This is a genomic window from Thermostilla marina (assembly GCF_054657455.1).
Window position 1 is genome coordinate 1,561,189 of the sequence record NZ_BAAHYR010000001.1, and the last position, 13,245, is coordinate 1,574,433.

The following is a 13,245-nucleotide window of genomic DNA, read 5'->3' on the forward strand; positions in this document are numbered from 1 at the left end:
GAGGTGGGAAAGGAAAGGTGGGATGTGGTGTGGTGTTGCCGGGTGTGGTTCCAAGTTGCCTAGCGGCAACACCGAGCGGGAGCGGTTCTTGTGGTCCGAGTCGTCGTGGTCGATGCTCCCTAAGGTCCGAGTTCTACATGCCTGTTTGTCTTCTACTGTTCCGTTTTCGGTCCGAACGGTCTGGTCTGTGTTGCTTGCTCGAAGGTGTTCTTCTGCTAGGTGCTCTCTTCCTGTCCGAGTTTTGCGTCTATGTGTCGATGGCACCTCCTTTCTCTTGTTCGGATGAATGTGACGGGATCAGAAAGCCTCGGCGACGTTCGCAGCCTGGGTGATCGAGGGGGAAACGGCTTCGACGACCAGGTGGTCGAGGAAACGTCGGGCAGCCATGTATTCGGCAGGCGACATGTTGCGAATCTCGGCTTTCAGCAGTTGCTTCATGACGTCGACATGGCGTCGAACCTGCGTGTAGAACGGGCTGCCCACCCCGGCATCACCGGCGGTGCGTCCGGAGAACAATGCATCGAGTTGAGCTCGTGCTTGAGCGTATCGCTCATTCTGAAGTGCCCGCGGCCATACCAACCGGCGAGCGGCTGCATCCCATTCGTTGGGCGTTAGCCCTTGCATGCGAACGGCGGCCGTCGGTTTGGCGGCGACGGGGCGTTTGACTTGAGCCGTCTCACGGCCGGGGGAGCCGGTGGTTCCCAAGGCTTGGAACGTGTCATGGACATTTCGTTTCTCATAGTAGGTCTTGCATGCTTTCAGGTTGTTATCGAGCGCCACGCCGCGGGTTTGTTCGAGCATGTTGAGTGTCTTGGCATCGGATGCCCGTGCTTCGGCGATAGCCCGGATGAAGTTGCCATGGGCGGTAATCAGCGATGCCTGTGCCTGCATCAGCCGGGCTTGCGCGTCGTACCAGGTGCCCCCCGTGCTGCGGGAAGACGAATAGGACGACGAAGACGACGACCGCGAATAGGTCGGCGACGTCGCGAAAACCGCGGATACCGAAGTGACCGTCAAGGCACAGCTCAGCAGGCAAACAAGGGCGTGACGCATACGCATTGTCAAATCCTCCTGTTAAACTGAAAAAAATCGAACATTCTGTCGCCAACCTTTTACGTTGCTGGGTCGGGTTGGCTGGGGGAGCGCAAACCGGTGGCGCGGAATGCGCGGGATCCCTCCTTCGAGGGAAGCCGAGACGGAGCGGGGTGGTGCCTCGGCTCTTCAGGTGGGACCTTCCTCGACGCTTGTGATGACGGCTCCTAGCCGACGCTCAAACGCCGATTCGGAAGGCGAAGCGCCCAAACGGGGAGCTTCCATGACGTGGGGTCATGTGGTGTTCGGTTGTTGTAACTTGCGTTGTTTCAAGTTTTTATGATGCTGTTTCGGAAGGTGTTTGTGAGGGCGGTAGGTGGGAAATTAAGGTGGGTGTCTTTTGCCTTGATCACGCAATCGATTCGTAGCAAAAAGACGCCGGCAGGGGAAGGCCGGTTACAAATTTTCTCGGCATCCCGTGCTGTTCGGCTTGAACCTTACCTCCTCACATGTGGTGTTTTCGTCAAAATCGTTGCTGTGACTTCTTGTTTCCTGCGTTGGTGACGTGGTGCGTTTCACCCGCGTCACCAGGAAGTCGTACAACTTTGCAGACGTTTACCGAAAAATTTTATACGCCACAAGATCAATTCTCGAATTTCCCGTGCGATCGGTAAACAATGAGCAATGCATACGATACAATGGTGGATGCGGAAGGTGAGCCGACCTGACGCGACTCACCCCTACCGGGCGAATTCCCACCTGCCTGATTGGAAACGACCCTCCGGCAACGGATTGTTCCCGCCTTGGAGACGCGTAGGAGCCTCGATGGCTCGGCAAGCTGCCGTGATTTCCGGTAGACCATCGGCGCGTTACCGCGGCTTTGCACAGTAATCTTCAATCTTCTTGCGCGGGAGCGAACATGAGGAATCGTCCTACCTAGAGCGCATACCCGGTCCGGTTTCCATTCGATAGTCGATGGTGTGGCGATTGTCGGCTATGTCGAATGGACTGTGACCGAAAAGATTTCACGAGAGGTTCGCCGACATGAACGTCGGACAAGCGACAGCACGTATCGAGAAGACGAAGCCGAACGTTCCCGATGCGGAGTCGACGGCCGAGTTTCTCAAGCTGTTTGCCGCGCATCAACAGCGGATTCTCTCGTACATCTTTACTTTGTTGCCGAACGAGCAGGATGCTCAGGATGTCTTCCAGAAGGTCAGCCTCGTCCTCTGGAAGAAATTCGACGCCTTCGACCAAGACGGGGATTTCATGGCTTGGGCGTGTGGTGTGGCGTATTACGAGGTTCGGAATTTTCTGCGGGTATCGGCTCGCAACCGTTTGCAGTTCTGTGACGAGCTGATGGAAAGACTCGCCGACGAGCGAAGCGAACGGGAGCAGGATGCGGATCGACGCCTGGAGATCCTTAGGGAATGCATCAAAGAGCTGCCTGAAAGCGAACAAAGGCTCTTGATGCAGGCCTACGGCGAAGGGCGGCCGATTCGGGAACTCGCAGAAAAACAAGGTAAGGCGCCGCAAACGCTTTACAACCGACTGAACCTCATACGCCGCAAGTTGTTCCACCGTGTCCAATCCGCCTTAGCCGATTGAAACCCGTTGAGGTCAGTCGATGATATCCGAAAAGTTGCGCGAGGAGCTCTACGAGCTGCTCGGTGCACTGGTCGATGATCGTATTACGCCCGGTGAGCACCAGCGGCTCGAACAGATTCTGCTTTCCAGCGCCGAAGCCCGCAAGATCTACCTCGATTACCTCGAGATGAATTCCGGCATCTATCGCTGGGCACTCGAGGAACGCGAGGTCGAACCTCTGGAAAAGCTTCACGACGAGCTGGAAAAAGTTGTCGAACACCGTCGTCCGCCGGCGTGGCGACGCATGGTTGTCGGAGCTGCGGCCGTAGCGGTGGTCTTGGTGTCGCTCGTCCTTTGGGGCAGCGGCTTTCTGGGCCGTTCGACGAATGCCCAATCGCAAGCCGACGAACCGGCCGTGCCGGAATACGTGGCGACCGTGCTCCAAACACAGGGGGCCGTCTGGGAGTTGCCGACACCCGACTGCCGCGACGGTTGGCGGTTGACCGCCGGAGTGATGCGGTTGGAGGCCGGGCTTGCGGAGATCGTCTTCGATCACGGGGCACGTGTCGTGATGGAAGGGCCCGCCGAGGTTGAAATCTGTGATGCCGATCACGTCGATATAAAAGAAGGACGCATCGTCGTTCATGCGGTGGACGTGGACGGTCCCTTTCGGGTCGATGTACCGCAGGCGATGTTGCTGCCAAGGGAAGCCGAGTTCGGCGTCGAACTCGATCCGTCGGGAGATTGTCGCCTTCAGGTCTTTGAAGGCACGGTCCAGCGATCATGGATACACGACGCCATTCCCGAGTCCGAGCGTCTCGACACGTTGGTCGCCGGTGATGCACGCTCGTGGTCCGGTGCGGGGGAACGAGCGGTCGCCTTGGCCCCGGATCGCTTCGTCCGCCGGATCGCTCCCGGCGCCTACACCTCCGATTCGACTGCGTCTTTGCTCGCCCGCGAAAGTTTCGGCACCTATTTGACACATCATCTCGATGATTCGGCGGAAGGCTGGCAGAGTTCGTGGTCGATCGAGCGTGGCGGACGCGAGCTTGTAAACCCCGAAGGCGTCATCATGCGGACCGTCTCTGATCAGCCGGTCGGCCAAGGCGTGCTGGACGTCGTCGGCGATTTGCGAATGCATCGGCGCTTGGCCGATGCGGTCTCGTTGAACGAAACCGGCGTCTACTATTGGGCGTGGTTGCTCCAGGCGGGAAGTTTCGCCGCGGGCCAAGAATGCGAAGTTGAACTGACGTTGCACGATGCGCTTTCCAGTGACGCCGACGATGCGGTCGTCGTGCGGTTGTCGCCCGGTACACACACGATTGCGGTGCGCTGCGGCAAAGATCGTGTCGCGCAGGCGTTCCCGTTTCGGCCGGCAGAAAGCTACCTCGTCGTCGCGAAGTTGATGACCGGTAAGGGGAAGCTTCCCGAGCAACTCTTCGTGCGGGTCTTTTTGCCCGAGGAATCGGTCGATCCGGTCGAGCCGCTACATTGGACGTTGACGACTCAAGGTGCGGCCGTCGACGGTCGATTGGATACCGTAAGTATCGACGTTCGCAGCGCGGTGCCGGTGAAATTGGACGAATTCCGCCTGGCCGACCGATGGCGGGTGGCGGCGGCTCCCTGGATTCAACCCGTCGAAGTACCTCCGGAGTTTACTGCCGGTCTTCTCCGGTAGCGACCGTGCCGAAGGACTCGGCGACGAAAATCAAACAAAAAATAAGCGTCCCCGTGTCGCGATCGGGTCGTGTCGAACCTGAGCCGGGAAACGTGTCATGCCCAACCGTTTCGGCTCTCACGACCAAGTCGCGACGCAGGGACGCGTTTTTTTGTCGATGGGCTTTCTGCCCGCGCTTCAGCTTTTCTGCTTTTGAGAGCAGGCAAGACGAGGACGCTGAAATACGATTAGGAAAGCAAGACCGGCTATTGTCAGCGTCAACAGCAATTGCGCACTTGTCGGTTCGGGAACGGTTGTCGCGGCCGGAGTGTACGTGTATGCGACCTGAAGCCTGGCGTCGGAGATGACGTATTTCTCGTTGATGTAGGCCAGTGGCCTGCCGGCAAGGCAGGTGCTGCGATCCTCGATCGTCGGCGTCGTCTGGTAGAGACCGGTGACGATGAACTGCGCAAGATCGCCGGACGCCACATCGAGGATAGTTGTCGAAGTGCCGCTTGCCGTCGGGTTCCAGTACTTGCCCGAGAACGTTTGGGTCGGCAAATCGACATCGACGAAGAGATCAGGCGGGCTCGACAATCCCGGGAAATCGGTGACGACGTGGACCGGTACACTCCCATTAGGGAACACTTCGGAGAAGGATGCGTCGAATCAAGGGGACCAGGCGATTTCTAGCCGGCGCATATTCGCAGCAAACCGGTAGGAGGCTTTCGAAGATGGTGGATTTCTCCCAAGTGTCTTTACGCGCAGGGCATTTTCTTATGCGTCGAGAAGAGCTGGGGCGATCTGCCCGGATAAGGGGAGAGTGGGAACGCGTTAGGGGCTGCCCGTTCGAATCGTTTGCTCAGCGATCTTCGGCGGGAGAAGCTCTGTCTTCGGCCGCCTTTTTTCGCTGCTTTTCGATTTGTTCGAGTCGCTCGCGCATTGCTTCGAGTTGTTGCTTCAGCGTGTCGAGCGTCTGGTCATCGGTGGGGGGCATCGATGGGAGCGGGGGGAAGGGGAAGTTGCCCGGTGCGGCGATGGGCGGTGCAAGACGCCGTTGTTTCATCCCGTTGAGCATGTCTTCCACCGATTTGCGCACGTCGGCGGGCAGTTGATCGAGCGTGTTCTCGGTGACGTTGTACGTCTTTCCGTTGTGGACAACCTCGATCTTGGCTGGTTGGTTGTTGCTCTTGGTGATGCTGATGCGCATGTTGCCGGCCGGTTTGCCGCCCGCCTGGGGAACGCCCGGTATCGGAACCCGCAACGGCGGAAAGGCGGGGGCGCCGGGAACGAGCAACGGGGCTTCCGCTGAGAAATCCGGCTCGCGCCGTACGATCTCGTGTGGTTTGAAGTATTCGGGTGGACGTTTCTCCGGGGTCACCTGGACGGTCATCCGGCGGGCGTGACGCACGAGTTCGACGGAGATCGCTTTCGTGCCGTCGTAGCGGGCGATGTGTTTGACGAGATCCTCGACCGTCCGCAAGGGGTGAGCATCGGCAGAAATCAACACGTCGTGACGCTCGATTCCGGCTTTTTGGGCGGGACTCTTGGGGGCGACTTCCTCTACGAGCAGGCCCTTGTCCTCCAGCGAAAGCTGGGCACGAAGGGCATCGGAAAGCGGACTGCACGCCACACCGATCCAGTAGTCGGGAATTTCCTCGGCGTTTTCGGGAGCGGTTGCTTCCGTCGGACGGGTAGCCGCCGGTTGCGATTCCTCGGCCGGCGGAGATTCTTCGGCGCGGAGAATCTGCGGGCTCGTGCCGATCAGGGCCGCGACGGCCGCGACGATCAAGGCTTTCCGAAGCGACATGGGCTTACCTCCTTCGGTGAAAGCCGTCGGGCGGGAGGGACCAGGCGGTGAAGTTGCATCGGCCGATGGCTTGGCATTGAACGGGACGGGCAGGACGGGCACCTGACCGCCGCTTCGCCGTGCGTAGGCGGCCTGCACAAAGCATGGCTTTCGCAAAGCGATCGGTGGCGGGCGACCGCTGTGCGGTCGATCAGGCGACGCTTATTGAAAACGTTTGTGACGGATGAAACGAACTTCGTACTCATCGATCGGCATCACGGCTTGGCGACCGTCGGGCAACGATACGGGAACCAATTCGCGATGCTGACGGATCTCGTGACCTTGCTGCAAGAGGATATCGGCAATCTCCGGCGGTAGCGGCGTCGGCAAAATGCCGCACCACACATCTTCGGAGGGGCTTTCTCGCGGGATGACGGGGATCGACAAGGTTTCCACCTTGTTCGAGGATTGGTCGGAAACCGGCACAGTAACCCATTCCCACTGGTAGGGCGAATAGGTAGGGATGCTGGCAACTTGAGGGGCGGCGGGGGCCGCGGACGCGGGCACGCCGTTACGCGGCGGGACAGACGTTTCTTGTGCAAAGTCGAGCGCCGTGTTTCCGCGATGGGTCAGCCACCATGTATGGCCCCATACGCCCACCAGAAAAGCGATCGCGAATCCGGCTGCCATGGCCGTTAGTTTAGCGATTCGCGAGTCCCGGAACGGTCGGCGGCGTGGGGAGACCGAAGGTGCCTCGTGGTCGATTGCCGGAGACGTTGTTTCGAGAACCGGTGTCGGTGCGCGATTCGTCAGGTCGTCGACCATCTCCCCGATTGCTTCCCGCCATGTCTGCGCTTCGAGGAAGGCCAAAGCGCAACGTCGCCACAACGCGGGTTCGGCGTCCAACCGAGTGAGGAGCTCGCTTCGCTCTTCTTCGCTCAATTCTCCGTCGACGAGGCGGTCGAACAGTTCCTCGTCGAGCCTCGCATCGCGATTCGACGCAGTCATCGGTCGTTCTTCCTCGTCTCTTCCAAGTACAACAAGGCGTCTCTCAATCGCTCGCGTGCCCGATGCAGGCGGGTTTGGGCCGCCGAAAAACTGATTCCCAGGTGATCGGCGATTTGTTGGTATTTCCAATTCTGGGCGTATTTCAGCAATAGGATTTCACGATCCTTGCGGGCCAGGCAGTCGAGTGCCTGCCGCACCAGTTGGCGTCGCTCTCGATTGAGCAGCCAGCGCAACGGATCGTCGTCGGACTTCGGTTGTGCGGCTACGTGTTCGGCATAACGGCGCGCGAGTTTGCGCCGCCGACCCATCTTGCGGCGATACAAGAGCGCCTGTCGGACGGCCAGCCGGTAAAGCCACGGCGCCACCTTCGTCGGATCTTGAATCGGCGCCTGCTGTTTGACGGCTGCCAAGGCGACCTCTTGCATTACCTCTTCGACGGCCTGGCGTTCCCCCACCCGAGCGGCAACGACTGCGCGCAACCAGCGGTCATGGCGGCGCAACTGGTCGTTCCAGTCGATCGCCGGCCGTTCGGGCCGATGATCCGTCGATTTCGCGTGCGAGGCTACCATGCTCATCTCGCCTTGATCGTTACCGCCGCAGGCTCTCTGTTGCCGCAACTTCGCCGATCACGCCTCAAATTTCAAGACAAATAGCCTGTTAGGCGGGGTGGATTGACCCGAAGGCGGGGGGCTATGCATCTCGGAGGGGAGGGCGTTGGCCCACCTGCGCCGCCGATCGATACTCGCCGGGAGTTTGGCCCGTTTCTCGCTTGAAGACCACATGCATGTATTCGGGGTGGGTAAACCCGGCAATTTCGGCGATTTGTTCAAGAGAGAGGTCGGTTTCCGTCAGAAGTTGGCGGATTCGCTTGATCTGCACTTGGCGGATTTCTTTTTGCGGCGACCGTTTCAGATACTTCCGAAACCGCCGCTCCAACACACTACGCGAGAGCGGAACGTGTTTGAGAACATCGGCGACGGTGATGCCGCTACAGGCATTTTCGCGGATGAAGCGCGCGGCCGCGGCAATGTCGGGGTCGGGGATCGCGTAGATATCGGTCGACTGTCGTGTCTCGATACCCAACGGTGGGATGAAACGGTGGATCGATTCGGGGCTGTCGCCGTCCATCAGACGGTCGAGCATGGCGGCCGCCTCGTGGCCGATCAACTCGGCGTTGGGGATGATACTCGACATGGGCGGATCGCACAGGTCGCACAAGAGGTGTTCGTTGTCCACGCCGAGCACGGCGACTTCTTCGGGCACCGACGCCCCAATGTTATTGCAGGCGTCGAGCACGTGGAGTCCTCGGACGTCGTTGCCGGCAAAGATTGCGACCGGCTTGGGGAGTCCGGCAATCCAGTCGCTCAAATCGTGACGGAGCCGGTCCCACGACGGCGCTTCGGGACCGTACCAGGCCGATTGAAACACATGAACGTCATGCCCTTCAAGGCGACGGCGATAGGCTTCCAACCGCAACGCCGACCAATGTTCGTCCGAAAAACCGGCGAAGGCGAAGTTTTCGAACGCGCGTTCGAGGAAATGCTCGGCGGCAATGCGGCCGATTTCGAGATGATCGGACCAAACCAACGGATGATCGGCCGCCGGTCGCCGATCGGTGACATCGACGAACGCAATGCCTGACCGGTCGACGATCTTCAGCAACTGCGGAGTGGTGAACCGCGAGATGATGCCGTCGCCTTTCCAGCTCGGCAACCATTCCGGTAACCGCGACGTCAAGTCGCGCTGTTCGAGAAAGACCGACCAGTGATGATGCGAGGCCAAATACTTCGCGATCCCGCGGAGAATTCGGCGTCCGTAGTCGCTGGATGTTTCGACGATCAGGGCGACGCGTCGTTTTTTCATCTTGCACCACCAGCCGAGAATGTCAGGCGGAAGGAAGCGTGCAACGGTGGGGTAAAACACCTATATTAATCGCGACCTGCCGGATTGCTCGTGGCGTTGCCGGTTCCGGTGTGCGTCGGCATCGTCGCGATCGGAAATAGTTCTTAGCTGCTTCGCAGGCGGCACGGTGTGTGGCCGGTGTGAGCCGAAAGCGGCCGAGTCAAATCGAGGCGGCACGGTACGATTTCACATTGCACCTGGGTGAGCATTATACCAGAGGGTAGCAAAAAAACGTATGGCGGACTCTCAGATATTGTCGATCTTGTCGACAATGCGCAGGGCGAAACACGCTTCCAGGCCGTGTCGGCCGCGAAAAACGACGAATCCGCATCCGCCCCGGCTTCGGCGACGACTGTCGCTGCGGCGAAATATATCTCAATAGAAAAACGCTCCCTCTCATTGTGCATTCGCCCGGGCGACCTAAGATAGACTGGTGAGCACAACACCCATGAGCACACGCCCGGCGGAGAGTGAGCTGCTCTTCGCCGGGGTGGGCTTCCCCTTCCAAGTGCTCTCTATCCGAACGAACAAGCAGCACGAAAGTGCCGACGGAAACTCCTTCCGCCGAATGCGGGCGGAATGGGACGGGGGCGAACCAGTTCTTCGGGGCCGCTTCGACTGGAAGGGACCGAACGGGGATGGGAAACGCGACGAATCGCTTTCAGGAGTGGCGGCTCCGGAACTGGTCGCTTTTTTGCGCTGATTCGCCGGCACGCTCTTGATGTTTCGTGTTCCGGCTTCACGGGGGCACCGAAGCCCGGGGGGCGCGGTCTCGTCCGTAGCCCGCTTTTTTGATGTGGCGATCCAGACAATACTACCGCAGTGGTGGTGTTGCGGCTGTACGTGCGCTTTGCGGGCCTGCGGGCAATAAGAGTTCTGAGGCCGTCTTGCGCATCCGATCGGCGGGCGGAATGCGTGCGGATACAGCGTGCTCCGATTAAGCTGGGGATGCCTGGGCGGTATGTGGGGGATTGTTTCCTTTGCCGGGGAGAACGAACGATGCATGTCTTGCGTTGGGTATTGATTGTCGGGGTGTTTGCCGCTTCGGGTGTGATCGGCGGCGGGGACGGCTTGTTACGCGCCGACGATTCCCGCCCGAATATCGTGATCATCTTGGCCGACGACATGGGGTTTTCCGACCCGGGCTGCTTCGGCGGTGAGATCGAAACGCCGAATATCGACCGGCTCGCGGCCCACGGAGTGCGGTTCACGGAGTTTTACAACTGTGCTCGCTGCTGTCCGACGCGGGCGAGCCTGATGACCGGCTTGTATCCGCACCAGGTGGGGCTGATCTTCAACGGGCGCAGCCTCAAGAAGAATTGTGTCACGATTGCCGAGGCCCTTCGGCTTGCCGGGTATCAAACGGCGATGGTCGGAAAATGGCACTTGACGCATACGACCGTGTTGCCCGATCCGGCACGCCATCAACAGTGGCTCGATCACCGGTACGATCCCGGGATTCCTTTCGGGCCGGTCGACACGTATCCTGCGAACCGCGGATTCCAACGCTATTACGGCGTTATTTGGGGGGTGATCGACTACTTCGATCCCTTTTCATTGGTCGAAGGGACGACGGCCGTCGCCGACGTTCCCGACGACTACTACTTCACGAATGCGATTACCGACAAAGCCGTCGCCTATTTGAAAGAGATGGCCGAAAACGACCGGCCTTTTTTCCTCTACTTTGCGCATTGTGCCCCGCATTGGCCGTTGCACGCCTTGCCGGAGGACATCGCGAAATATCGCGGCAAGTACGATGACGGCTGGGACGCCCTTCGCAAACACCGTTTCGACCGTCAGGTGGCGATGGGGCTGTTCGACCCGGCGAATACACCGTTGCCGCCGGTGATGACGCGGGAGCGGAACTGGGATTCGCTCACGCCCGCCGAGAAGGCCTTCGAGGCCGCCAAGATGGAAACGCACGCGGCGATGGTCGATCGCGTCGACCAAAGTATCGGACGAGTGATCGATACCTTGCGTGAATGCGGCGAGCTGGAAAACACGCTGATTTTCTTCTTAAGCGACAACGGTGCCTCGCCTGAGATTCCGCAGCGCCCCGGCTACGATCGATCGTCTCAAACGCGGGAAGGCGAGCCGATCTTGTATTCCGGATTCGAGCGTCCCGGTCCCGAGACGACCTATACGGGCATCGGGCCTGCTTGGGCGAACGCGGCCAATACGCCGTTTCGTTATTGGAAGAAGGAGTCGTTCGAAGGCGGATGCCACACGCCGCTAGTCGTCTACTGGCCGAAGGGACTCAAGCGGCCGGCCGGCTCGTTTTGTGATGAACCGGGGCACGTGATGGATATTCTGCCGACATGTCTGGAGGTTGCCGGGGCGAACTATCCGACGCAATACAAAGGCAATGAGATTCTGCCGTTGGAAGGCAAGAGTTTGTTGCCGGTGTTGCGCGGCAAGAGTCGCGAAGGCCACGATTCGCTCTTTTTCGAACACGAGGGCGGACGTGCCGTTCGACAGGGCGATTGGAAACTCGTGGCGCTCGCACGAGGCGAATGGGAGTTGTACAACCTGGCCTCGGATCGGACCGAAACAAAGAACCTGGCTGATCGTTTTCCCGAACGAGTCGAGAAGATGGCCGCTGATTGGATCGAATGGGCCCGTCGGGTAGGACGGAAATTGGACGCTCAGGGGCGGCCCGTCCGGCAGTGACGAATCGACGCGAAGGCGAAAGAAAGTACGAATTCTCAATCTTGGGAGATAGACGCATGAACTGGAAATCGCAATGGGTGATCGGTGTGCTCGCCGCTGCGGTGGCGGGTTTCTTGCTTCCGCGCGGAGGGGTCGAGGCCGCCGAGGCCGAGAAGCCGAACTTCATGATCATCATCGGCGACGACATGACCTGGCACGATTGCCAACCCTACGGCAACTCGGTGATTCACACGCCGAACCTCCAACGGTTGGCCGACGAAGGGATGTGCTTCGACGCCATGTTCACGGCGACGGCGATGTGTGCCCCGACGCGGCAGCAGTTGTACACGGGGTTGCATCCGGTCCGGAACGGGGCCTATCCGAACCATAGCCGCGTGCGGGAGGGGACTAAGAGCATCGTGCACCATCTCGAATCGCTGGGGTATCGTGTGGCGTTGATGGGAAAAACGCACTACAAGCCGCCGGAGTCCTTTCCGTTCGAGTACCTGGGGGATATCCAACAAGGCAAGATCAACGAAGCCAAGCTGGCCGAATTCATCAATCGCGATCCCGATCAACCCTATTGCGTGGTGGTTGCCAGCCACGAACCGCATAGTCCGTGGAACATCGGCGATCCGGACCAATATGATCCGAAAGAATTCGTCGTACCGCCTTACTTGTACGATTGTCCCGAAACGCGTGAGGCGATGCGGGCATATTACGCCGAGATCACGGCCTTGGACGACGAAGTCGGCGTTTGCTTGAAGCTGGTCGATCAGTCGGCGCACGCGAAAAACACGTTGGTCATGTTCCTCAGCGAGCAAGGTTCGTCGATGCCGTTCGGCAAGTGGACCTGCTACGACGCGGGCATGAAGGCGGCATGCATCGTCCGCTGGCCCGGAAAAGTGAAACCGGGCACGCGAACCTCGGCCTTGTGTGAATACATCGACGTGGTTCCTACTTTCCTGGAGGCGGCCGGGGCCGATCCCGCGAAATTCGATACCGGTTGCCCCGATGCATTCGGCAATCGCGGATTCGACGGGCGGAGCTTCCTCGACGTTCTCTTGGGAAAGAAGGACACGCATCGGGAATACGTGTACGGGGCGCACACGACTCGCGGCATCATCAACGGTTCGGCCTGCTATCCGATCCGCGCGGTGCGCAACGAGCGATTTAAATACGTTTGGAATCCGAATTGGCAAGCCACCTTCTACAATACCGAGGGAACGCAGCCGGACGGCCTGCCGAAGCAGTGGCTCAAGCGACCGGAGGCCGCAGCGAAGGCCCGTGCCGAAGCGTACTATCACCGGCCCGAAGAGGAGTTGTACGACATTCAAGCCGACCCGTTCGAATTGCACAATTTGGCGAACGATCCGCAGTACGCGCAGGTCAAGAAAGAATTGCGTCGGGTACTCGAAGCCTGGATGAAACAGCAAGGTGACGAAGGGATCGGCACCGAGATGAAGGCTTTGGAACGCCAGGGAATGAGCGGAAACAAGACGTGGCGGCCTTATGATCCGGAGAATTCGCCGGCCAAGAAACCGAAACGGGTCCAATCGAAGGCGAACGCAAGAAACGCCGGTCGTGCCGAGTGACGATATCGGCGACGATCGGTGCGCAT

The 13,245-nt window shown here is 59.5% G+C and carries 11 protein-coding genes; 5 read left to right on the forward strand and 6 right to left on the reverse strand.

What is annotated here, in order from left to right:
- Positions 1-297 precede the first annotated feature (297 nt).
- The gene (locus ACYQ2I_RS05610) at positions 298-1,059 is read right to left on the reverse strand and encodes a hypothetical protein (protein WP_460166019.1); all 762 of its coding nucleotides are present in this window, start codon (positions 1,057-1,059) and stop codon (positions 298-300) included.
- A 1,017-nt stretch (positions 1,060-2,076) separates the two neighbouring features.
- Between ACYQ2I_RS05610 and ACYQ2I_RS05615 the strand changes: the two genes are divergently transcribed.
- Positions 2,077-2,640: a sigma-70 family RNA polymerase sigma factor gene (locus ACYQ2I_RS05615; protein ID WP_460166020.1), complete on the forward strand. Its 564-nt coding sequence runs from the start codon at positions 2,077-2,079 to the stop codon at positions 2,638-2,640.
- Between the two features lie 19 nt (positions 2,641-2,659).
- Complete coding sequence (locus ACYQ2I_RS05620) at positions 2,660-4,297, forward strand: FecR family protein (protein WP_460166021.1); 1,638 nt, start codon at positions 2,660-2,662, stop codon at positions 4,295-4,297.
- Between the two features lie 177 nt (positions 4,298-4,474).
- On the opposite strand, the gene ACYQ2I_RS05625 is transcribed toward ACYQ2I_RS05620, so the two are convergent.
- The 5 genes from ACYQ2I_RS05625 to ACYQ2I_RS05645 form a co-directional block, all read right to left on the reverse strand.
- The gene (locus ACYQ2I_RS05625) at positions 4,475-4,873 is read right to left on the reverse strand and encodes a hypothetical protein (protein ID WP_460166022.1); all 399 of its coding nucleotides are present in this window, start codon (positions 4,871-4,873) and stop codon (positions 4,475-4,477) included.
- A 265-nt stretch (positions 4,874-5,138) separates the two neighbouring features.
- Positions 5,139-6,086, reverse strand: a complete 948-nt coding sequence (locus ACYQ2I_RS05630) for a PDZ domain-containing protein (protein ID WP_460166023.1) — start codon at positions 6,084-6,086, stop codon at positions 5,139-5,141.
- Between the two features lie 201 nt (positions 6,087-6,287).
- Entirely contained in the window at positions 6,288-7,073 is a 786-nt protein-coding gene (locus ACYQ2I_RS05635) for a hypothetical protein (protein ID WP_460166024.1), read from the reverse strand.
- Complete coding sequence (locus tag ACYQ2I_RS05640; RefSeq protein ID WP_460166025.1) at positions 7,070-7,648, reverse strand: RNA polymerase sigma factor; 579 nt, start codon at positions 7,646-7,648, stop codon at positions 7,070-7,072. Before ACYQ2I_RS05640 ends, ACYQ2I_RS05635 begins: the two co-directional genes overlap by 4 nt.
- A gap of 115 nt (positions 7,649-7,763) precedes the next feature.
- Positions 7,764-8,936: a XylR family transcriptional regulator gene (locus ACYQ2I_RS05645; protein WP_460166026.1), complete on the reverse strand. Its 1,173-nt coding sequence runs from the start codon at positions 8,934-8,936 to the stop codon at positions 7,764-7,766.
- A 487-nt stretch (positions 8,937-9,423) separates the two neighbouring features.
- On the opposite strand from ACYQ2I_RS05645, the gene ACYQ2I_RS05650 reads away from it, so the two are divergent.
- The 3 genes from ACYQ2I_RS05650 to ACYQ2I_RS05660 all read left to right on the forward strand — a co-directional run bounded on the left by ACYQ2I_RS05650 (position 9,424) and on the right by ACYQ2I_RS05660 (position 13,219).
- Entirely contained in the window at positions 9,424-9,678 is a 255-nt protein-coding gene (locus ACYQ2I_RS05650; RefSeq protein WP_460166027.1) for a hypothetical protein, read from the forward strand.
- 296 nt (positions 9,679-9,974) lie between these two features.
- Positions 9,975-11,645, forward strand: a complete 1,671-nt coding sequence (locus ACYQ2I_RS05655; protein ID WP_460166028.1) for an arylsulfatase — start codon at positions 9,975-9,977, stop codon at positions 11,643-11,645.
- Positions 11,646-11,701: 56 nt separating this feature from the next.
- On the forward strand, positions 11,702-13,219 hold the full coding sequence (locus ACYQ2I_RS05660) for a sulfatase-like hydrolase/transferase (protein WP_460166029.1): 1,518 nt from the start codon (positions 11,702-11,704) through the stop codon (positions 13,217-13,219).
- Positions 13,220-13,245: the final 26 nt, after the last annotated feature.